The organism is Pseudomonas sp. CCI4.2 (assembly GCF_034350045.1).
GTDB lineage: Bacteria > Pseudomonadota > Gammaproteobacteria > Pseudomonadales > Pseudomonadaceae > Aquipseudomonas.
This window is the reverse complement of record NZ_CP133781.1, coordinates 3649184-3671129: the sequence shown is the minus strand read 5'-3', so window position 1 is coordinate 3671129 and position 21946 is coordinate 3649184. Positions and strand designations below refer to the sequence as shown.

The 21946-nt window shown below is 56.7% G+C and carries 22 protein-coding genes; 13 read left to right on the top strand and 9 right to left on the bottom strand.

Annotated elements, in window-relative coordinates:
• Positions 1-25: 25 nt before the first annotated feature.
• Positions 26-853: an isocitrate lyase/phosphoenolpyruvate mutase family protein gene (locus RHM65_RS16690; RefSeq protein WP_322164868.1), complete on the bottom strand. Its 828-nt coding sequence runs from the start codon at positions 851-853 to the stop codon at positions 26-28.
• Between the two features lie 349 nt (positions 854-1202).
• Positions 1203-1643, bottom strand: a complete 441-nt coding sequence (locus tag RHM65_RS16685) for a hotdog fold domain-containing protein (RefSeq protein ID WP_322164869.1) — start codon at positions 1641-1643, stop codon at positions 1203-1205.
• Positions 1644-1790: 147 nt separating this feature from the next.
• Between RHM65_RS16685 and RHM65_RS16680 the strand changes: the two genes are divergently transcribed.
• Positions 1791-2429, top strand: a complete 639-nt coding sequence (locus tag RHM65_RS16680; RefSeq protein ID WP_322164870.1) for a TetR/AcrR family transcriptional regulator — start codon at positions 1791-1793, stop codon at positions 2427-2429.
• A gap of 480 nt (positions 2430-2909) precedes the next feature.
• Here the strand turns inward: RHM65_RS16680 and RHM65_RS16675 are convergent, their stop codons facing one another.
• A complete protein-coding gene (locus RHM65_RS16675) occupies positions 2910-3071 on the bottom strand; it encodes a hypothetical protein (RefSeq protein ID WP_322164871.1) in 162 nt (53 codons plus the stop codon).
• Positions 3072-3150: 79 nt separating this feature from the next.
• On the opposite strand from RHM65_RS16675, the gene RHM65_RS16670 reads away from it, so the two are divergent.
• A complete protein-coding gene (locus RHM65_RS16670) occupies positions 3151-3912 on the top strand; it encodes a substrate-binding domain-containing protein (protein WP_322164872.1) in 762 nt (253 codons plus the stop codon).
• A 3-nt stretch (positions 3913-3915) separates the two neighbouring features.
• Here the strand turns inward: RHM65_RS16670 and RHM65_RS16665 are convergent, their stop codons facing one another.
• On the bottom strand, positions 3916-4536 hold the full coding sequence (locus RHM65_RS16665; protein ID WP_322164873.1) for a cell wall hydrolase: 621 nt from the start codon (positions 4534-4536) through the stop codon (positions 3916-3918).
• 195 nt (positions 4537-4731) lie between these two features.
• The gene (locus RHM65_RS16660) at positions 4732-5061 is read right to left on the bottom strand and encodes a hypothetical protein (RefSeq protein WP_322164874.1); all 330 of its coding nucleotides are present in this window, start codon (positions 5059-5061) and stop codon (positions 4732-4734) included.
• Positions 5062-5293: 232 nt separating this feature from the next.
• Here RHM65_RS16660 and pcsA point away from each other — a divergent pair, with 232 nt between their 5' ends.
• Positions 5294-6013 carry a phosphatidylcholine synthase gene (gene pcsA, locus RHM65_RS16655; RefSeq protein WP_322171001.1) on the top strand — a complete coding sequence of 240 codons (720 nt, stop codon included), beginning with the start codon at positions 5294-5296 and terminating at the stop codon, positions 6011-6013.
• An 82-nt stretch (positions 6014-6095) separates the two neighbouring features.
• On the opposite strand, the gene RHM65_RS16650 is transcribed toward pcsA, so the two are convergent.
• Positions 6096-7295, bottom strand: coding sequence for a XylR family transcriptional regulator (locus RHM65_RS16650; protein WP_322164875.1), 1200 nt, complete (start codon positions 7293-7295; stop codon positions 6096-6098).
• A gap of 165 nt (positions 7296-7460) precedes the next feature.
• On the opposite strand from RHM65_RS16650, the gene xylA reads away from it, so the two are divergent.
• The 8 genes from xylA (at position 7461) to RHM65_RS16610 (ending at position 15384) form a co-directional block, all read left to right on the top strand.
• Positions 7461-8777: a xylose isomerase gene (xylA, locus tag RHM65_RS16645; RefSeq protein WP_322164876.1), complete on the top strand. Its 1317-nt coding sequence runs from the start codon at positions 7461-7463 to the stop codon at positions 8775-8777.
• A gap of 69 nt (positions 8778-8846) precedes the next feature.
• Complete coding sequence (gene xylF, locus RHM65_RS16640) at positions 8847-9848, top strand: D-xylose ABC transporter substrate-binding protein (RefSeq protein WP_322164877.1); 1002 nt, start codon at positions 8847-8849, stop codon at positions 9846-9848.
• 159 nt (positions 9849-10007) lie between these two features.
• Positions 10008-11567, top strand: a complete 1560-nt coding sequence (gene xylG, locus RHM65_RS16635; RefSeq protein ID WP_322164878.1) for a D-xylose ABC transporter ATP-binding protein — start codon at positions 10008-10010, stop codon at positions 11565-11567.
• Positions 11564-12700, top strand: coding sequence for a sugar ABC transporter permease (locus tag RHM65_RS16630; protein WP_322164879.1), 1137 nt, complete (start codon positions 11564-11566; stop codon positions 12698-12700). Before xylG ends, RHM65_RS16630 begins: the two co-directional genes overlap by 4 nt.
• Before the next feature lie 15 nt (positions 12701-12715).
• The gene (locus RHM65_RS16625) at positions 12716-12982 is read left to right on the top strand and encodes a hypothetical protein (RefSeq protein ID WP_322164880.1); all 267 of its coding nucleotides are present in this window, start codon (positions 12716-12718) and stop codon (positions 12980-12982) included.
• 425 nt (positions 12983-13407) lie between these two features.
• Positions 13408-13767 carry a MerR family transcriptional regulator gene (locus RHM65_RS16620; protein ID WP_322164881.1) on the top strand — a complete coding sequence of 120 codons (360 nt, stop codon included), beginning with the start codon at positions 13408-13410 and terminating at the stop codon, positions 13765-13767.
• A gap of 61 nt (positions 13768-13828) precedes the next feature.
• A complete protein-coding gene (locus RHM65_RS16615; protein ID WP_322164882.1) occupies positions 13829-14680 on the top strand; it encodes a CAP domain-containing protein in 852 nt (283 codons plus the stop codon).
• A 581-nt stretch (positions 14681-15261) separates the two neighbouring features.
• The gene (locus RHM65_RS16610) at positions 15262-15384 is read left to right on the top strand and encodes a hypothetical protein (RefSeq protein WP_322164883.1); all 123 of its coding nucleotides are present in this window, start codon (positions 15262-15264) and stop codon (positions 15382-15384) included.
• 74 nt (positions 15385-15458) lie between these two features.
• Here the strand turns inward: RHM65_RS16610 and katG are convergent, their stop codons facing one another.
• Complete coding sequence (gene katG / locus RHM65_RS16605) at positions 15459-17729, bottom strand: catalase/peroxidase HPI (protein ID WP_322164884.1); 2271 nt, start codon at positions 17727-17729, stop codon at positions 15459-15461.
• A gap of 389 nt (positions 17730-18118) precedes the next feature.
• Here katG and RHM65_RS16600 point away from each other — a divergent pair, with 389 nt between their 5' ends.
• Complete coding sequence (locus RHM65_RS16600) at positions 18119-18529, top strand: ester cyclase (protein WP_322164885.1); 411 nt, start codon at positions 18119-18121, stop codon at positions 18527-18529.
• A 67-nt stretch (positions 18530-18596) separates the two neighbouring features.
• A complete protein-coding gene (locus RHM65_RS16595) occupies positions 18597-19031 on the top strand; it encodes a GNAT family N-acetyltransferase (protein ID WP_322164886.1) in 435 nt (144 codons plus the stop codon).
• An 81-nt stretch (positions 19032-19112) separates the two neighbouring features.
• Here the strand turns inward: RHM65_RS16595 and RHM65_RS16590 are convergent, their stop codons facing one another.
• Both RHM65_RS16590 and RHM65_RS16585 read right to left on the bottom strand, forming a co-directional pair.
• Positions 19113-20000, bottom strand: a complete 888-nt coding sequence (locus RHM65_RS16590) for a serine hydrolase domain-containing protein (RefSeq protein WP_322171004.1) — start codon at positions 19998-20000, stop codon at positions 19113-19115.
• 459 nt (positions 20001-20459) lie between these two features.
• Positions 20460-21878, bottom strand: a complete 1419-nt coding sequence (locus tag RHM65_RS16585) for a PLP-dependent aminotransferase family protein (protein ID WP_322164887.1) — start codon at positions 21876-21878, stop codon at positions 20460-20462.
• Between the last annotated feature and the right edge of the window lie 68 nt (positions 21879-21946).

The window sequence follows — 21946 nt, the reverse complement described above, 5'->3', positions numbered from 1 at the left end:
TCAAGATCCCTGACTGCAGGTTATATCAGCGGCGAGTCATTAACCGGTTCGCGTCAGCAAAGCTTATAGCGCTGCCTGCAAAACTAAACGTGCCGTTGTTTTTTACCTCTTCGGCGGCGCGGATAAACGCCCCCAGCGCAGCCCTTGCGAGCGAGCTGCCAAGACTTATTCTCTGGACCCCAGCGTGAGCGAGTTCATCGACAGTAAATGCACAACCGCTCAACCCCATCACAACATTGACGGGTTTTTCCAACGCATCGCAGACAAGTCGAATGGTTTCCAAATCAGGTAACCCAGGTGCGAACAAAACATCGGCACCCGCCTCTTGAAAAGCGATTAGCCGGCGAAGCGTATCGTCCAGGTCAGGCCGACCACAGATGTAATTTTCGGCGCGCGCCACGAAGACGAAAGGAAACGGAAGACTTCGTGCTGCCTCGACGCCCGCGGCAACGCGCTCTACGGCATGATTGAAATCATAGAGGGGACGGTTCAACTGACCGGTTGCATCTTCGATTGAACCCCCAACAAGCCCGACTTTCGCAGCGGCATGGATGGTGTAAGCCACCTCTTCGGGCGAGTCCCCAAATCCATTTTCTAGGTCTGCGCTTACCGGCAAATCAGTTGCTTCAACTATGCACCGTGCATTCTCAAGCACCTCATCACGCGATAGAGCTCCTTCAGCATCTTTTTTCCCCAAGCTGAAGGCCAAGCCCGCGCTGGTGGTGGCCAACGCTTCAAACCCAAGCGCCGCCAGTACCTTAGCGCTGCCTGCATCCCAAGGATTGGGAACAATTAACGGCTGGTTCCGTCTGTGACAACGCTGGAATATCAGTGCTTTTTCGGTGGTAGACATATGCCATCCTGTTTTTTCAAAAGTTCTGCCACGGCTGTTGCAGCATGCCTGCATCCAATTTCGCTTCCCCAACACCCGTAAGTTACAGGTCTGGCCGCTGCGCAATGATCAGCAGGAGATTGATCTGCAACTGCCGATCTCCATGGTCTGCAACACTCTCGAAGCCGCGAAGGGTTGGACTGCGGCAAGCGGGTCCGAATCCTTCCCGGCTGTTCTGCATCCGGCACCTTCAAGATCATGTGGCCCCCGGACAAGCACCCTGCTCTCAAGTTGCGGGTGTTCATAGACTTCAAAGCTTACAAGCGATCGGCCAGAAACATGTCGGTGATAGGGCGCAGATACTGTGGGATCACCCGAATTTCACGTTCATGGTGATTTTCGCCGTAAACACTTTGACCCCGTCCTCATCGAAGATGTCCACGGGAACGATTTTGTCCCCTGCTGTCGCCCAGTCGATGGCACTGCCGTCCGCTACGGCGCGAATGTTGGTTTTGGCTTTCGCCAGGTATTCGACGGTCATGCCCTTGGGAATCCAGCGTGCGCCTTCCGGGATCGATACGTCGGTCATCGTGCCGCCGGCCAGCTCGGCGGCGTTGCACAGTGCTATCGCATGCACCGTGCCCAAATGGTTGGTAATTTCCTTGCGGAACGGCGCTGTCACCACCGAATAACCCGGCCGGAGCTCGGTGATTTCGGGGGTAATGGAGCTGAAATAGGGGGCCATTGTGCAGGCCATGTTGCTGAATGCAGCAGGGCCGACGCTGTTGTAAAGACTAAGGGTTTGGCTCATAGCGCACCTCGATGTGGGAGTGGAATAATTACAGAATATTATTCCGTAAAGGAACAATATTCCGTAAACTCCACACCTGTCAATCCGGCGCATTCCCCCGCTGCCGTGATCTGCCTTACTATCGCAACCTTTGGCCTGGCAAACAGCATGGAAACCCTAGACTTGCTCGACCGCTGCTATCCCGGCAGAAGAGCCGAGCTGAAACGCTCGATTCTTAAAACAGCCCTGTCACTGTTCAATGAGCACGGGATAGAGGCCACGACCATCGACACCCTTCGGGTCGCGTGCGAGACCAGCGTCGGCGCAATTTATCATCACTTTGGCAACAAAGATGGGGTAGTCGCCGCGCTGTTTCTTACCGCCATTGAGGACCAGACGCGCTTGCGTGACAGCTTTCTGGCCGAAGCTACAACCTCTAGGGAATGGGTGCACGCGCTGGTCTACAGCTACGTCGACTGGGTGGAAAGCCAACCCGACTGGGCAAGGTTTCAGTACCACGCGCGGCATGCGGTGACCAAAGGTCCTTTCAATGAGCAACTGGTGCTGGCCAATAAGTCGCGTCATTCAAAACTGTCCGTTTGGTTAAAAGACCCTCTCCACAGTCGCGAACTAAAAGCACTGCCCATGGAGTTGGTGCCGTCTTTGATCATTGGTCAGGCCGAAAATTACTGCCGGGCCTGGCTGTCCGGACGCGTGAAACACAGCCCCATGACCTACCGGGAAGAACTCGCTGAAGCCGCCTGGAGTTCGGTGGGGTTGAGTGAAGTAAGTCGGGCTACGGTATGACGGAAACACCGCGTCGCATTCCCCCCGATACGAATGAATTCGGTCCTACGGATTCTGGCGACACATAAATTTCTGTAGGCGCTAAGGCTGCGATCCGATTTTCAGTGCCTACTACTTCGTGTCTGCCGATGTCTCTGTGGGAGATTGGCTTGCCAACGAAAACATCATTGCAAGCGACCCAGGTTTCAGCTCGACATCAGCGGCGCGATTACACGGCCCCTTCGCAGGCAAGCCTGCTCCCACAGTATCCACGGCTGCTCGCTATCAACCGTGTCAACGAAACCCCAGAGCCGTGCCGACCTCGCAGCCTTCGGCAGCGCCTATAGAACCCACACGGAATCTCGGATTATCTGTGCAGGCCGTGTGAAAACGCCTGTTTTTAACGCAGTAATGCCGAGCGCAGTAGTTTTCACACAGCCTGTGTGAGACCGAATTCATTCGAGAGGCCTTTGTATTTGACACACCGCATGAGTTGCTAACTCAAGCCACCCACTCAATCAACTGTTGCCGCTGCGCCTCGGTCAGCACCGGCGTTTTCGGCCATGTAGCGCGGCGGGGGGACGAATCGAAGATTAAAACCGCAGAAGCACCGGCAGCCAGTGTCAGTATTTTCCGTCGGGTGAAAACAGTCGGGTGCGTCATGGAATTCCCCCTGTAGACCGTTTAACGTTGAGCGCATCCTCAAACAGACACCTTAAGACCAACCGATACGGTGCGGAAAATGAGATTAACGCTTCTGTTCATGCTGATAACGTCAGCCGCTTTCAGCAACGCGCAGGCTGGAGATTTGAACGTCCTGACCGCAGGCGCGTTCAAGCCAATCCTTGTAGCGATGGCGCCGAGGCTCAAAACATCAGCCCATATCAACCTGATTATTTCCAACGCAACGGCTGGCGAGTTGAGCAAACGGATCGACGCGGGAGAGTCCTTCGACGTAGCGATCCTGACGGACACCCTGGCGTCGACATTAGAACGCTCCGGCAAACTGGCGCAGGGCTCAGTTAGAAACGTGGCCAAGGTGGGCATTGGGGTCGCCGTGCCCTTAGGCGCGCCGAAACCCGATATATCAACTGTAGACCGGTTCAAAAACACCCTGCTCTCGCAGCAACGGGTGGCGTATATCAGTCCTTCATCAGGGGGTTCATCGGGAGTTTATCTTTCTGCGCTGTTTAGCCGACTGGGGATTGCGGATGACATCGCGAACAAAGCAGTACTGGTCAACGGCGGTTTAGTGGGCACCACGCTGGTGGATGGCAAAGCAACCTTGGCGATCCATCAAATCAGCGAGCTGTTCGCAGTTAAAAACATCCAGTACGTCGGGCCGTTGCCGAAGGCAATACAGAGCTACACCCGTTATGCCGCCGGTATCGCCAACGACTCCAGCCACGCTGCTGATGCCGCGATCCTGATGAAAGCGCTCGCTGATAAACAGACGTTGCGCCTTCTTCAAAAAAAAGGAATGGGTTCACCTGACCCGCTGTAAACCTTACTTCGCCTTGCCGTCGTGAGGTTTGTAGAACAGGAACGTGTCGGTCTCAGTGGTCTTGATGTATTCCTTTGCCCAACTGGGGTTCACTTTTTTGTCGTGAAAATACATGGCGCCACCGGTTCGATCCTTGAGTTGTTGGTTGAGGGCTTTGCGCGCTATTTCCTTGGCAGCCGTGTAACGGTCGTCCTCGTCTACCTGATCGGAACGCCCGTCACACCACCATGAGAACTGACATACCTTCTTTTCAGCCCCTTGCTTGACCACTTCACAAATCGTACCCGGAAAGCCGTCGTGGCCGATCCGATTCAAGATCACATTGGCGACATCTTCCATGTCAGTCGATGTTCCGCCCTTGGCTTCCCAGTAAATCGTCCGAGACAAGCACGTGATCGCATCGTCCACCGGCGCTGCGCCTGCGGGGTCAACCGCCTGAATTTCAGATTTGGTGATGGTCGCGGCCTGAGGCAAAGGCGCAATGCTTTCCTTGTCGGCCGCTTTCTGCTCAAGGACCTGCGCTTTGACCACCGCGACTTCCGTGCTGGGATCTTTCTGCGCCCCGCTCGCCTGCCCCCCGAAAACAACAATTGCCCAGCACGTTGCTATCCAAATGAGGCGCATGGTCGACCCTGATGATTGAGGCAAAATTGATCCTGCAATCACGCCATGATTAACCTACGGATTAAGGCCAGTCAGTCATGGGGTGAAAGAGACATTCGCACTAAAATCTGGCGGTAAAGAGTCGACACGCCACTGTTCAAATCATTCCAACAGTCTGCGAAATTCTGCGCATCAAGCGCCGGTAATCCTGTGCGGTTAAACGATAGGCTTGACCGAAATCACTTCGAAATACTTGAACTTCTTCTTTTTCGCTTCATTCTTCGCTTCTTGCTCGGCGACGAAAGTGCTCAAAGTGTTCGCATCATAAATAAACACTTCTTCCTCGCCTTCGAACTCATTCGTGACGTGCAACGTCACCCTAAGCTTGGGCGAAAGCGGTTTTGAAACCGAACGGGCTTTCGGGCTAGGCTTGGGTTTTATGACAATTTCCGGCTCGGGTATCACCGCTGGCGGCTCGGGATCAGGCGTGTTCGAAGGGCCGAATAGCGCTTCGCGCATCTCTTCCTCACTCAGTTCTGCGCTCATGGACTTCTCGTTACTCAGATAAGAGCCGGGATCTTCACCACGTCGAGGCCATTTGGCAAGCCCTGATGGCCCGCAAACCTTCGTTCGGCGTGCTTACCCGCCGTCAACTCGCACCCATGATTCGATGAACCTTCGGGTTGGCCACCCGGTCGATAGTTGCCACTTGGCAAGTTTTTCCAGTTTCCTTTGGACGGTGGTAACTTGCATGCTTAACTTTCTGGAGAGCGATGCGGTGATATCTAGTTTAAGCATTGCCAGGCTCAAAGCATGGGGCGCCCATGGTTTTACCGCGACGGGCGTAGTCACGGCGTTTTTGGCGACGATTGCGTTATTCGACGGTCAGCCCAAAGCCTGCCTACTGTGGTTGGGGGTTGCTCTGATCGTGGATGGACTGGACGGAGCGCTGGCACGCAAGGTCAATGTTTCATCGGTATTGCCCAATTTCGACGGGTCGATTCTGGACTTGGTTATCGACTACTTGACCTATGTATTCATCCCGGCGCTGTTCATCTATCGCTATATTCCGTTGCCGGCTTACACGCTGCTGCTGACGGTGTCTTTGATTCTGGTCTCGTCGCTGTTCTGCTTTTGCAACGTGAACATGAAGAGCAAGGACAACTATTTCCAGGGTTTTCCGGCCGCGTGGAACGTCGTTGCGCTGTGCATTTACATCATCTCCCCGCCGTCTTGGTTAACGCTGGTCACTGTTGTCGGCTTTTCACTGCTGACCGTGACCCGGATAAAGTTTCTTCACCCCTTCCGCGTCCGTCAGTTCATGCCGATCAATATTGCGGTTACGTCCGTGTGGCTGCTGTGCAGTCTGTCGCTGGTGGTCAACCATCCCGACATCAATCCCATGGTGATGGGCCTGTGGCTGTTGATGTCGGCGTATTTTCTGGGCATCTGCGCATGGCGCACACTGGCCGACCGCCTTGATCGATCGCGGGCCTAATGTACCGATTTCTGTAGGAGCCAACGTGTTGGCGAAGCGGTTTACCTGACATACCCTTCGCCAACACGTTGGCTCACACAGGTCAATTGTTCGCATGGCGGCTTACGTCCACACCTTTACCCTGATATTCACGGGGTGTGCAGCCGAATTCGCGTTTGAACACGGTGTGCAGGTATTGCGCTGATTTGAAGCCGCAATCTCGGGCGATGTCGGCGATGCCCACGGTGGTGGTGTCCAAACGGGTCGCGGCCGCCGCCAGTTTGAATCGGAGGATTTCGTCATGGACGCTGCGGCCCAATTCGCTGCGAAAGTGAGCTTCCAAGGACGAGCGCGAGACGCCGACGTAGTTCGCTACCTGCGCCGTTTTGATCCCTTGGCATGCGTACTGACGAATAAAATGCAGGCCTTGCATGACGTAGGTATCACCCAATGGCTGGTGCAGGCTTGAGGTCTGCACGTTGATTGCTTCGGGTGGCACCAGAATCTGGCTGCCGGTCGATGGCATGCCGTGCAGCATCTGATGCAACAACCGCGCGGCGGTGCGCCCCATGCTTTCAGTGCCCTGGATTACCGAGCTAAGTGGCACCCGGGTCAGGGTTCGGGTCAGCGGGTCGTTGTCGATGCCAATCAACGCCACCTGTTCTGGCACCGCAATGCCGGCGGTCAGGCAGGCTTGCAGCAATTGTCGGGCACGCGCGTCGCTGACCGCGATGATGCCGATGGGTTTGGGCAGGCTGTGTAGCCAGGCAATTTGCTGTTCCACGGCGCTGTCCCAGAGCGGCGCGCTGGTTTCCAGGCCCCGATAAATCTCCACCGTTACGCCATCGCGCTGGAGCAGTCGGCGAAAGGCTTTTTCCCGCTCTTGGGCCCAGCGATTAATCTGCGCTTGGGGCAAACTGAAACAGGCAAAGCGTGTCAGACCGGCGTCGATCAAGTGTTCATAGGCCAGTTTGATCAGTGCGAAATTGTCGGTGGCCACGTAAGGAATATTGCGCGGGTAAGCGCCCTCATCCTCGTACGAGCCGCCCACCGCCACCACTGGCAAATCAATCCCCGCCAGCGCCGCGCCCATGGTCGGGTCGTCGAAATCCGCGATGATGCCGTCGCCGTGCCAGCGCTCGATGCCTTTGAGCCGGCAGAGAAAGTCCTCTTCAAGAAACAGGTCCCAGGACGCTCGGGTGCTGCTCAAGTAGTTACCAATCCCGCTGATGATGCCACGGTCGTAAATCTTGTTGCCGTTGAACAAAAGAGCAATGCGGTGCACGGGCGGGACGGTCTTCACGGTGCTTCCTCCGATCCAATCGCCACAGACTATGCCCACCCGCAGCCCGCCTCAATAACTAAAATCGAACCCCGGTTTGGTGATTTTCATAATCATCAGGCGCGGGGAGGTTGCTACGCTCGAAGTACGGTCATCTTCCTTCTAAAAACAACTAAGGAAATCGCAATGCCCTACTTTCCGGCGGTCGAAAAAATTCATTACGAAGGCCCAAATAGCGACTCCCCCCTCGCTTTTCGTCATTACGATGCCAACAAAATCGTCCTCGGCAAACCCATGCGCGAGCACCTGCGGATGGCGGCCTGCTACTGGCACAGCTTCGTCTGGCCCGGCAGCGACATGTTCGGCGTCGGCACCTTCAAACGCCCGTGGCAACAACCCGCCGACCCGATGCACATGGCCCGCGCCAAGTCCGAAGCGGCGTTCGAATTCTTCTCCAAGTTGGGCATCGATTACTACAGCTTTCACGACACCGACGTCGCCCCCGAAGGTGCAAGCCTGAAAGAGTACCGCGAGAACTTCGCGCAGATGGTCGACCAGCTCGAACGTCATCAAGAAGAAACCGGCATTCAGTTGCTGTGGGGCACCGCCAACTGTTTCAGCAACCCACGCTTTGCCGCAGGTGCAGCGAGCAACCCAAACCCCGAAGTCTTTGCGTACGCGGCGGCCCAAGTGTTTAGCGCGATGAACGCCACGCTGCGACTCAAGGGCGCCAACTACGTGTTGTGGGGCGGTCGTGAAGGCTACGAGACCCTGCTCAACACCGACCTCAAGCGCGAGCGCGAGCAACTCGGGCGTTTCATGCGGATGGTGGTCGAGCATAAATACCAGATTGGTTTCACCGGCGACCTGCTGATCGAACCCAAACCGCAAGAGCCCACCAAGCATCAGTACGATTACGACAGCGCCACGGTGTTTGGCTTCCTTCATGAGTTCGGGCTGGAAAAAGAGATCAAGCTCAATATCGAGGCCAATCATGCAACCCTGGCCGGCCACAGTTTTCAGCACGAAATTGCCACAGCGGCATCCCTCGGCATCTTCGGCAGCATCGACGCCAACCGAGGCGATCCGCAGAACGGCTGGGACACCGACCAATTTCCAAACAGCGTTGAAGAAATGACCCTGGCCACCTACGAGATTCTCAAGGCCGGCGGATTCACCCGCGGTGGCTTCAACTTCGATTCCAAGCTGCGCCGCCAGAGCCTGGAAGAAGTCGATCTGTTTCACGGTCATGTCGCCGCAATGGATGTGCTCGCCCTAGCGTTAGAGCGTGCAGCGTCTATGATCCAGAACGACTTGATCGAACAATTCAAAACTCAACGCTACGCGGGCTGGAGTCAGCCGTTCGGTCGTGCCGTGCTTGCCGGGGATTTCAGCCTGGAAACCCTCGCTCAGCACGCGTTTAACAACGACCTGAACCCGCAACCGGTCAGCGGCCGCCAAGAGATGCTTGAAGGCGTCGTGAATCGTTTTATTTACCCTTAAATCAGCCGTTATCGGAGGACCTCGTTCCCGGTCTTGAAGTGCGTCTAAACAACAATAAGAGGACTCACCATGAAAAATCTTAAACCCGTCGTACTTGCCAGCGTTCTGGCCCTGCTCGCCAACTCGGCCATGGCCGACGCGGCCCACCCGAAAATCGGTTTCTCCATTGATGACTTGCGCCTTGAGCGCTGGGCGCGGGACCGTGACTACTTCACCGCAGCGGCCGAGCAGTTAGGCGCCAAGGTCTACGTGCAGTCTGCCGACGCCAACGAGCAACGGCAGATTTCCCAGATCGAAAACCTGATTTCGCGCGGCGTCGACGTGATCGTTATCGTGCCGTTCAATGCGACGGTGTTGAACAACGTGGTGGCCGAAGCGAAGAAGGCCGGGGTCAAGGTGCTGTCGTACGACCGGCTGATTCTGAACGCCGATATCGACGCCTATATTTCCTTCGATAACGAGAAGGTCGGCGAGATGCAGGCCAGTGGCGTGTTGAATGCTCAACCCAAAGGCAATTACTTCCTGCTCGGCGGCGCGCCTACCGATAACAACGCGAAAATCTTGCGCGAAGGCCAGATGAAAATCCTGCAACCGGCCATCGACAGGGGCGACATCAAGATTGTCGGGCAGCAATGGGTGAAAGAATGGAACCCGACGGAGGCGCTAAGCATCATCGAGAACGCCTTGACCGCCAATAACAACAAAATTGACGGCATCGTCGCCTCCAACGACGCCACCGCTGGCGGCGCTATTCAAGCCCTCGCCGCGCAGAAACTGGCCGGTAAAGTGCCGATCTCGGGTCAAGACGCCGACTTGGCCGCGATCAAACGGGTTGTCGCCGGGACCCAGACCATGACCGTCTACAAACCCCTGAAACTGCTCGCCTCCGAAGCCGCCAAACTCTCGGTGCAATTGGTGCGCAACGAGAAGCCCACCTACAACTCGCAATACGATAACGGCAGCAAAAAGGTCGACAGCATCCTCCTCAAACCGACCCCGCTGACCAAGGACAACATCAACGTGCTGATAGACGACGGGTTCTATACCAAAGCGCAGATCGCCGGGAGTTAAGCTGTTTGCGATAGAAATCTGTAGGACCAAATTCATTCGGGAAGGGTCAAGCGCAGCCATACATTTGTGTCGGATGTACCGGCCTTTTCCCGAATGAATTCGGTCCCCTAGGGGTCCGGCAGATTTGGTTGCCTTTTCGCTGCGCAATGAGTGCTCGCAATGTCCGACTATCTGCTGGAAATGAATGGCATCGTCAAAGCCTTCGGTGGCGTCCGGGCGCTGAATGGCATCGACATCAAGGTCAAGCCCGGCGAATGCGTGGGATTGTGCGGCGAAAACGGCGCGGGTAAATCGACGCTGATGAAAGTGTTGTCGGCGGTCTACCCCTACGGCAGCTGGGAAGGTGAAATCATCTGGGACGGCAAGCCGCTGACGGCGCACTCCATTGCCGAAACCGAAGCCGCCGGGATCGTCATCATCCACCAAGAGTTGACCCTGGTTCCCGACCTCTCGGTCGCGGAAAACATCTTCATGGGCCATGAACTGACCCTGCCGGGCGGACGAATGAACTACCCGGCCATGATGCACCGCGCTGAAGCCCTGATGCGTGAGCTGAAAGTGCCGGACATGAACGTCGCCCTGCCGGTCTCGCAATACGGCGGCGGTTATCAGCAACTGGTGGAAATCGCCAAAGCGCTGAACAAGAAGGCTCGGTTGCTGATCCTCGACGAACCCTCGTCTTCGTTGACCCGTTCGGAGATCGACGTGCTGCTGGACATCATCCGTGGCCTCAAAGCCAAGGGCGTCGCTTGCGTTTACATCTCGCACAAGCTCGACGAAGTGTCGGCGATCTGCGACACCGTTTCAGTGATTCGCGACGGCAAACACATCGCTACCACGTCCATGGCCGACATGGACGTCACCCGGATCATCACGCAAATGGTCGGCCGCGAAATCAGCAACCTCTACCCCACCGAGCCGCACGCAGTCGGCGAGGTGTTGTTCGAAGCCCGACACATCACCTGTTACGACGTGGACAACCCCAGGCGCAAACGGGTTGACGATATATCGTTCTCCCTGCGCCGTGGGGAAATCCTCGGCATCGCCGGATTGGTCGGAGCAGGCCGCACGGAATTGGTCTCCGCATTGTTCGGCTCCTATCCCGGTCGATTTGAAGGCGAGGTCTGGCTGGACGGCAAGAGAATCGACACCCGCACCCCGCAAAAGTCGATTCACGCCGGCCTGGGCATGGTGCCTGAAGACCGCAAGCGTCAAGGCATCGTGCCAGACCTGGCCGTCGGGCAAAACATCACGCTGGCGGTGCTGGACACCTTCTCCCGGCTGACCCGAATCGACGCCGAGGCCGAGCTGGGCAGCGTCCATCAGGAAATCGCCCGCATGCACCTGAAAACCGCCAACCCTTTTCTGCCGATCACCAGCCTGTCGGGCGGCAATCAACAAAAAGCGGTACTGGCCAAAATGCTGCTGACCAAGCCCCGAGTGCTAATTCTCGACGAACCCACGCGCGGGGTCGATGTGGGTGCCAAATACGAGATCTACAAATTGATGGGGGTGCTGGCGGCCGAAGGGGTGTCGATCATCATGGTCTCGTCGGAGTTGGCCGAAGTGCTGGGCGTGTCCGACCGCGTGTTGGTGATTGGCGACGGCCAGTTGCGTGGCGACTTCATCAACCAGGAATTGACTCAGGAGCGGGTGCTCGCTGCCGCGCTCAGCCAGCCGATCGGCACGCCACTATTGAGCGGAAATCCGTCTAAATGAATCAGCTCAAACAGCTGTTTACCCGCTACAAAATGCTCGCCCTATTGATCGCTGTGGTGATTATCTGGCTGTTCTTCAGTTGGCAGACCGAAGGCGGTTTCATCACGCCACGCAACCTGTCGAACCTGCTTCGGCAAATGTCCATCACCGGGATACTCGCCTGCGGCATGGTGCTGGTGATCATCAGTGGCGAGATCGATTTGTCGGTGGGTTCGATGCTGGGCCTGCTCGGCGGCGTGGCAGCGATTCTCGATGTGGTTTATCACCTGCCGCTACCGCTTAACCTCGCCATCGTTGCGGTCTGCGGGCTGTTGATCGGCCTTGGCAATGGCTACATGACCGCGTACCTGCGCATCCCCTCCTTCATCGTCGGGCTGGGCGGCATGCTGGCGTTTCGTGGTGTGCTGCTGGGGATCACCGGCGGTACTACGATTGCACCGGTCTCGGCCGATTTGGTCTACATCGGCCAAGGCTATCTGCCGCCGCTGGTCGGGGTGGTTCTCGGCGTGCTGCTGTTCGGCCTGACGTTGTTCCTGACCTGGCGCCAACGCCACAACCGCGCGCTGCACGGGTTGTCGGTGCCCTCCATGCTGCGCGACACCCTGCGCGTGGTGCTGATCGGCGCGGTGTTGGCAGGTTTTGTCTACACCCTCAACAGCTACGACGGCATTCCGGTTCCGGTGCTGCTCCTGCTGACCTTGCTCGGCGTGTTCAGCTATGTGACCAGCCAGACGGTGTTCGGGCGGCGGATCTATTCGGTCGGCAGCAACATGGAAGCCACGCGGCTGTCCGGCATCAACGTGCAAGCCATCAAGCTCTGGATTTTCGGGATCATGGGGGTGATGTGCGCCCTCGCCGGCCTGGTTAACACTGCACGGCTGGCGGCGGGCTCACCCTCCGCTGGCAACATGGGCGAACTGGACGCCATCGCCGCGTGCTTCATCGGCGGCACCTCCATGCGCGGCGGTTCAGGCACGGTGTACGGCGCCCTGCTCGGCGCCCTGGTCATCACCAGCCTCGACAACGGCATGTCGATGCTCGATGTCGACAGCTACTGGCAGATGATCGTCAAAGGCAGCATTCTGGTGCTGGCGGTGTGGGTGGACGTGAGTACGCGTGGGAGTCGGCGTTAGGTGACGATTCGGCGCGTGCACCGGCAAACTCTGGGCCACGGCAAATACCAATTCCATGACGGTGAACGCCAGGATCAACACGCTTGCACCTTGGCTTACGGCATACAGTTGCCACAGCGCAAAAAGCCCCCTCGCGCAGGCATCGTAGCGTCCAACCCGCTGACTGGCGTGGCGCAATCGCCACATCGACCAGACCACCACGATGCTGCCGAGCAAATTGGCAAACAACATCGCAGTGCTGTCGATTACTGGAATCGCTCGTTCCAATCCCAATTGAGCTGACAAGCCCGTGAGCCCACCCAACAGCAAGGTGGCCGTCCAGGGGGTCATAAAACCCGCCGTGGCAACCAGGTCATACCCAGCGCTGGCCCGCACAATTTTCAGATTCAGTCTTGAGTCGATCATCGCGTTCCCTCATTGTCAGAGCCATCAGCCTAAAGCCTTGACCTAGGTCCAGAGTCAAGCGCAGCAACGCGAATTCTCTGTAGGAGATGCCGCCGCTATTGTAGGGGCGCGCTTGACCGCGATCGGCTGCGCAGCCGTCGTAAAACCAGGCCGCTGGGTTGTTGCAGTTGGCTGGGCATTTGGGACCGCTTCGGTCGAGCGCGACCCCGGGCCCATCGCGGGCAAGCGCGCTCCTACAATTTAATATCTACAATTCAACAGGTTATGCGGTGTTTGATGAAAGCATTTCCATGAGAGAAACGATGAAAATAGGCGAAGTGGCAAAACTCACCGGTGTCAGCCCGGACGCTCTGCGATTTTACGAAGACAAGGGCCTTATCCAATCGACACGCAGTGCCAACGGTTATCGCTGCTACACCGCAGAGGCGGTGCAATTGGTCGACTACATAAAACTGGCGCAGCAACTGGGTTTTTCTCTCGCTGAAATTGGCGAAAACCTACCTGAACTCTGGTCTTCAACCACCGCATCGGCTGAACTGTTGGCCGCTATTTTTGTGGAAAAAATTCAGATCATTGATCAGCGAATCATTCAGATGCAGGTGCTTAGAGCGGCCTTGGCTGAACGAGCAAAACAGGTATGTCCGTTGCTGCGGCTGCCATAGCTCTGGCAGCACTCGAGTGATATCGCGCATGATGGCCGCAGTCATATCAAGGGAGAGTTTTATGCGCGTCGTATTGTCCGTTATCCATCTTGTTGTGTTGTCGTTAGGCCTTTTTTCTGCCGCTTCGGCGATGGCGACCGAGGAAATCCAACTGGTTGACTCCATCAACGCCTACCGCAGCCAACCGCAGCGTTGCGCTGAAGGGGTGTCCCACGAGTTGCCACCGTTGACGGCGGATCCGCGTCTGATCCTTCCCGCCACAGGTAATACGGACTTGAAACAAGCGATGGCAAGTGCGGCGTACCCCATGGTCCACGTGCAGGCCATCACGTTGTCTGGGCCGCGCGATGCACAGGCGGCTCTGCAGATGGTGCAAGAGAGCTTCTGCAAAGTGGTGTTGGACCCACAATACGTTGATATCGGTGTCAGCCGAGAGGGACGTGATTGGCGCATTGTGCTGGCGCGTCCGCTGTTGACTGCCCGCCTAGGCACTTCCCAAGCGGAAGGCCAGAAACTCCTCGTCATGCTCAATGCTGCCCGCGCCCAGCCGCGCCAATGCGGCACGCAGTCCTTTGTCGCCACGGCGCCGCTGACCTGGAACGCCATGCTGGCCACCGCGACGGATACCCACTCCCGAGACATGGCCAACAACAACTACTTCGGTCACAAAGACCGCGATGACCACACACCGGGTGATCGAGCCGAACTGGCAGGCTACATCGGCCGTGAAATCGGCGAAAACATTGCCGCTGGGCAAGACTCCGGTCGCAAAGTGGTGGATGGCTGGCTCACCAGTCCAGGCCACTGCGCCAACGTAATGAACCCACAATTTCGTGAGCTGGGCGCAGCCTATGCAGTAGATCCAAAGAGCGATGCGGGGATTTACTGGACCGCGATGTTTGGGGTGCAGTAAATCTGTGGAGCCAACTTGTTGGCGAGAAGTGTGGAAGCCTGAAACGCCGCCTCGCCAACAAGTTGGCTCCTACAAAGTTCGAGGTTGCAGCGTGTCAGGGCTGACGCCTTCCCGAATAAATTCGGTCCCACAGATGTTGGCGCTGCACAGATTTTTGTAGGATCTGCCGAAGGCTGCGATAAGGTCTAAAGGACCTTCGCCAACAAGTTGGCTCAGATTTCATTGATACAGTTGATAGCAAGCAGCCGTAGAGATGAACTGTGGGAGCAGGCTTGCCTGCGAAGAAGCCGGTCATCGCGCCGCTGATGTCGACTTGAAACTTGGGTCGCCTGTATTGCTGCTTTCGTTGGCAAGCGAACTCCCACAGAGGCTTTGGCAGACCGGAATAGTAGGCACTGAACATCTGATCGTGCTTCAGAAATACGCGCTGTCTACCAAATGCCAACAAGTTGGCTCTCAGATTGGGGGATAGCGACTTCAACCATCATTCCCATCGATGAACACCATGGACACAGACACTTTCTGGTTTGAAGCCTCGCCAGTAACAATGGCGCCATCCAAACCTGACCGGGACTACGACCATGATCTTCCACGCCATCAATGTTGTATTGCTCAGCGCCATGACGCTTTACGTCGTTAACGCCGTCTACAAGATGATTGACCTGGTTCGCGCTGCGACAGTTGATACTGATTTCGGCGTTTGAATGGCCTCAAAAACCACAACGCCTCCACACGGGAGGCGTTGCAGGTTTTCAGAGGCAACGGTCCAACGCAGGTTTCACGCTAGATCGAAGCGGTCCAGGTTCATCACTTTGGTCCAGGCGGCTACGAAGTCCTTAACAAACTTCTCTTGCGCATCCGCGCTGGCATAGACCTCAGCCAAGGCCCGCAGTTGGGCGTGTGAACCGAAGACCAGATCGACCCGAGTACCGGTCCACTTGACCGCGCCGGTCTTTCGATCGCGTGCTTCGAACGTATCCTTGGCGTCCGAGACCGCGTTCCACGCCACGCCCATGTCGAGCAGATTGACGAAGAAGTCGTTGGTCAACGTCTCCGGCCGCTGGGTAAAAACCCCGTGCCGAGTTTGGCCGACGTTGGTGTTCAACACACGCAGGCCGCCGACGAGCACCGTCATTTCTGGTGCCGTCAGGGTCAGTAACTGCGCCTTGTCAACCAACAACGCCTCAGCCGATACATTGTATTTACCCTTAGCGTAGTTACGGAAACCATCAGCGATAGGCTCCAGAAAAGCCGAAGACTCCACGTCCGTCTGCTCCTGCGAAGCATCCATGCGTCCCGGCGCAAAAGGCACTGTGACGGCGTGACCGGCATTTTTCGCGGCTTGTTCGATCCCAGCACCACCGGCCAACACAATCAGGTCGGCCAGCGAGATCTTCTTACCCCCCGCCTGCGCACTGTTGAACTCGCCCTGGATACCTTCGAGGATATTGAGCACGTTCGCCAACTGCTCCGGTTGGTTGGCCTGCCAATACTTCTGCGGAACCAGACGCAGGCGTCCGCCGTTGGCGCCACCCCGTTTGTCAGAACCACGAAAGGTCGAAGCTGCTGCCCAAGCGGTCGAGACCAGTTGCGAGACCGACAGGCCCGAGGCCAGGACTTTGCTCTTGAGCGCCGCGATGTCAGCTTCTTCTACCAGCGGATGATCGACCTCTGGAATCGGGTCTTGCCAGAGCAACTCTTCAGCCGGCATTTCCGGGCCGAGGTAACGCGCGAGCGGCCCCATGTCACGGTGGGTCAGCTTGAACCACGCGCGGGCGAAGGCATCCGTTAGCTGCTCAGGATTCTCCAGAAAGCGCCGTGAGATTTTTTCATAAGCCGGGTCGAAGCGCAGGGCGAGGTCCGAGGTCAACATGGACGGGGCGCGACGCATGGACCGGTCGTGGGCATCGGGAACAGTGTTGGCACCACCGCCATCTTTAGGCGTCCACTGATGGGCGCCCGCCGGGCTTTTCGTCAGCTCCCATTCGAAGCCGAACAGGTTCTCCAGGTACTGATTGCTCCACTTGGTGGGCGTGGAGGTCCAGGTCACTTCCAGACCGCTGGTGATCGTGTCACCACCTTTGCCGGTGCCGAAGCTGTTCTTCCAGCCAAAGCCTTGGTCTTCAAGGTCAGCGGCTTCGGGCTCAGCCCCTACGTTGGTGGCAGGCCCGGCGCCGTGGGTCTTGCCGAAGGCGTGGCCGCCAGCGATCAGGGCCACGGTTTCCTCGTCGTTCATCGCCATGCGACCGAACGTCTCGCGAATGTCCTTCCCTGACGCGACCGGGTCCGGGTTGCCCTCGGGACCTTCCGGGTTCACATAGATCAGGCCCATCTGCACGGCGGCGAGCGGGTTTTCCAAGTTGCGACCTTGGCTGTCGGTCCGGCTTTCTTCAACAGGATGCATCTCCGGCTCGGCAACCAATACCCCTTCGCCCGGCTCCTGCATTGCCTTGGTATTGCCGTAGCGACTGTCACCGCCCAACCAGGTGGTTTCAGAACCCCAGTACACGTCTTCTTCCGGCTCCCAGACATCCTCGCGCCCACCGGAGTAACCGAAGGTTTTGAAGTCCATGGACTCCAGGGCGACGTTGCCCGTGAGAATGATCAGGTCAGCCCAGGAAATTTTACGGCCATATTTTTGCTTGATCGGCCAAATCAGCCGACGCGCTTTGTCGAGGCTGACGTTATCTGGCCAGCTATTGAGCGGCGCAAAACGCTGCTGGCCAGCACCCGCGCCACCACGGCCATCAGCCGTGCGGTAAGTCCCGGCACTGTGCCAGGCCATGCGAATGAAAAAAGGTCCGTAGTGACCAAAGTCAGCAGGCCACCATTCTTGAGAGTCGGTCATCAGCGCTCGCAGGTCATTCTTGACCGCGGCCAAGTCGAGGCTCTTGAATTCTTCGGCGTAGTTGAAGCCCTCCCCCATGGGATCAGACAAGGACGAATGCTGGTGCAGGATCTTCAAATTGAGTTGGTTAGGCCACCAGTCCCGATTCGTGGTGCCACCACCGGCGGCTTGGTTGAATGGGCATTTCGATTCAGTTGACATGTTTGATCTACCTTTGTCGTTTTCATCGGCTCACGAAGCGTTGAGCATCTCCCTATCAGGTTTCAGCGGGCCGGCTTACGCCGACGCTAGGTCAAGACTAGACCCCTTCCGGGAGAGTTCTAATAGAGAGAGCATAGGCGCTCGATAGGTATTCTCTGTTACCAACGAAGAAACGCGCGTCCAAAAACTGCATAACTTATTGAATGACAAAGATTACCTGCAGGAGCGTGCTTGCCCACGATGAACCGAGAAGCGGTCCCAATAGCCGCTCGACAATTCGACCTCAGAGATCAGGCATCATTCCCTACAAAAAACCAAGCAACCCTATGCCGACGGCGCTCGTGATCAACTATTTTCAAACGTACCCGATGAAAACCAAGGTGACAGCCATGACCAAAACCGACCTTCCCAACCTGTACCGCGGCTACATCGCCTGCCTGAACGAGCAAAACTGGCCAGCGCTCGACACCTTTGTGCATGAGGACGTGTACTACAACGATCGCCGTATCGGACTCATCGGCTACCGCGAAATGCTGGAAAGAGACTTCGATCAAATCCCGGACCTGCATTTCAACATCCAGCTGCTGATTGCCGAATCGGACTACATAGCCGCTCGCCTAAACTTCGTGTGTACCCCAAAAGCTCTATTTCTCGGCCTGCCGGTGAACGGAAAGAAAGTGTTCTTCACCGAAAACGTCTTCTACCGATTCAACGGCGAAAAGATCGAACAGGTCTGGTCGGTCATCGACAAAGCGGCTATCGAAGCGCAGCTAGTGGGTAACAACGATTATTCCCGCTGACCTGCGGCGCGCTCAAGGGATCTGCTAGGCTGCCGAGCCCGACCGCCGACAAAGCCAGGCTCAAACCATGTTCACGCTGCGCGTCATGACCCTAGACGATTACGACTCGGTCATCGCCCTCATGCGCTCCACTCCGGGCGTCACCTTCCGCGATGCCGACTCCCGTGAATCGACCTCACGCTATCTAGAACGGAACCCCGGAATGAGCTTCATCGCCGAAGACGGAACGGTCCTCTGCGGCTGCATCATGTCCGGCCACGATGGCCGCCGAGGGTATTTGCAGCACTTGGTCGTCTCACCCGAATATCGGCGGCAAGGCATCGCCAATGCGTTGGTGGACCGCTGCCTTTCCACGCTTGAGGAACACGGAATACTTAAATGCCATCTCGACGTGATCAAGACCAATACGGCAGCGGCGGATTATTGGAACAGTCAGGGTTGGCAGTTAAGGACTGATATTGACCGGTATTCGTTTTCGCGGTTGGGGGGTGGGAATGTTTGAGTGGGCTGTTGTTGTTTCGCGCTGTAAATGCACATTGTTATCGACGAACCTAGCTTTCACTTGAAGTGGTCTGTATCGCCGCTAGCACATTGTCTGGACAGCAGCCAAAAGCCGCCTCGATGCCTCCATTTCGACGCTCCCTTCGTCATTGCCTTCACTGAACACTGAACAGGTGGCTGTGCTTGTTCCATTTGAACAGTGATACACCGCAATAACCCCGCCCGGCCCCGCGCCGGTATGCCCGATAAGAGTCTGTCCGGTACTCACGCCGCCAATCATAAGACCGAGACCATAGCCTGGAGTAATCCAGGGCCGTCCTGGCATCGGTCCGCCGAGCACGATTGCATCTAGCATCTCGTTCTGCAAAAAAGATGAGAGGAATGACCCATTCAGCAGTTGGTCCAGCAGAACAGTCGTTTGATTAAGTGGGCCGACCAACAGACCGTGATAGACCCAACCGGGGTGATAAGTCGACGCAGAGCCGAGATAGACACCCAGCAAATCCTCTGGCGTTTTTGCTAGTCGTACGTTGGACAAACCGAAGGGCGAAAACACGCGCTCAACTAAGGCATCGCCAAGGCTAAGCCCCGTCACCCGCTCAATCAGTCTTCCCACGAACATATAACCCACGTTGGAATACCGCCAGCCAGCGCCCGGCGCGCAACGCAACTTGGAAGCATCGAGACGCTGCATCATTTCTTTCGTTGACCATGGGACGTCGCCTCCGGCAACCGCCGCGTGGTATTCCTTCAGCTCTCCATAGTCAGCCAGCCCCGCTTGGTGCTTGAGCAGTTGCCGCAGAGTAAATTGACCCTCCGACAAAGACGCATCCAGCTCAATCAAACCGTCTCGAACCAATGAAAGCGCCGCTAATGCGAGCACTGTTTTGGTAAAGCTCCACCAAGGGACGATGACCTCGGATTGATCAGACTCCAGCGGCTTACCGTTTAATAGTGTGGAAAAAAGCATTTTGGGGATGCTCTGTATGAGGCTGAAAGACCAGCGCTGGAGTAGGCCGGATGATGGGGCGGCAGGCAAGGGTTGCCTTTTGGGATAGGGCAGTTTTCGGCCAGAAGCGGACATTTTGTCTACTGCGCACCGAGACCAGAACGCTTAGGGCTTGCGTACGTTTGGACACTTCGTTGGTTGTTCATTGGCAGAATTTGCGCGTTGGTAAGGGCCACTTCGAACACGAGAAGTCTAGAATCAGAAGACGGCTCCGTGGGCTACTGCAAACACTTGCCAAGTAGCGGAAAGTATTCTCGCCAGTGCGTCATATAAACCAATGATGCTGCTCGGTTGCAGTCGCCGCCAGATTATCGAGCAGGACCCGTCAATGCCTGCCGCAGCGGAGATGATCGCTGAAAAGTTGCCTGAATTTAGGCTCCACCCGCTTGAGTGTTTATTAAACGGACAGTAATACTGTTGTCAGGCTTGGCTATCCAACAGGCGGAAAAAACTGTTGCGAACCACTTGGCTGTCGCTGTGGCCGACGTTGAAACGCATGTAACGCCAAGCGTCGGCCTGTGTACTTAGCAAAGCGCCTGGGGCCAAGACCAATTCGTGCTGCAACCCCTGCCGAGCCAAGGCTTGCGCGTCGACTCCGGTAGGCAACTGGGTCCAAAGGAAAAGGCCCTCGCCCTGCTTAGATGCGACTTCGCACCCAGATTCGCGCAGCCAACTGGCCACCCTAGCGCTCGATTCGCAGAGCCGGTCAACAATACGTCGGGTATGACGCTCATAGCTGCCTTCACTCAGCATCCGGTGAATGATCTGTTCGGTCAGCTCAGAGGTTACGCCCCCGCTTGTCATCTTCAGTGACGTCATGCGACCAGCTAGTTCAGCATTGAGTACCGCATAACTGACTCGGCTGTTAGCCGTTAGAGTTTTTGAGAAGCCGGAAATGTAGCTCACCGACTTCAGACCGCCAGCGGCGGCCAGGCGAGGCGTGCGCTTGTGCTGGATGTCGCAGTACAGATCGTCCTCAATGATGTGCACGCCGTAACGATGGCACAACTCCAGCAAACGATAGACCTGCGCCGCTGAGAACGAATGGCCGGTGGGGTTGTGCAGGGCGCTGTTGGTCAGATACACCTTGGGTCGTTGGGTGATCAACAGGTGTTCTAAGGCGTCGAAATCAACGCCATCGACACTGCGGGCCACGGCCACTGGGGTAGCACCGTGGTAGGCCAGGTTCGCCCGAAAATTGAAGTAACAAGGGTCGTCTACCAGCACCCGGTCGCCGCGCGCCAGTAACATGCGCAGCAACATGTCTATCCCATGCACGGTATTGGCAGTGGTGACAATTTGCTCCACTGGCACATCGATGCCTAAGGTATTGAGCTTGACCCGCAACCACTGGCGCAACGGCAGATAACCGGCTGCAGCGCCATATTCTCCCATGCGCAACGAAGTCGCGCGAAGAGTGCCCCGCATGGCCTTCATTAGGTCGTCTGTGGGTAACCACGAAGAGGGCAGAAATCCGCAACCGGGTCGCAGAGAACCGTTGTCCAATAGCAAGGCGTGGCGTAATACGCTCAGCGTGTCTTGGGGTAACAGGTCCCGTGCTACATGGATTTGTGTGGCCAGTGCATCACGCGTTACATAGTGCCCCGCCCCTTGCCTTGAGGCGACAAGTCCTGCAGCACGCAGGCGATCCAGCGCATCGACCACGGTCGACTTCCCCACGCTCAGTAAACTGGTCAATTCACGAATGGGCGGCAGCCGCGTACCCGGCTGTAAGTGGCCCAAGCCGATGACCTGAGTAAAGTGGTCGGCAATCTGCTGTACCAGTGGCTGACCGGGCTGGAACTCGATGGCGGCAATGACCGCACGCTGTCGTTGCATTGTACTGGTGGCTCCAGCAATAAAGTTCAGAGGTTTTAAAGCTTGGTTGCTCTGACCAAACCGTCATC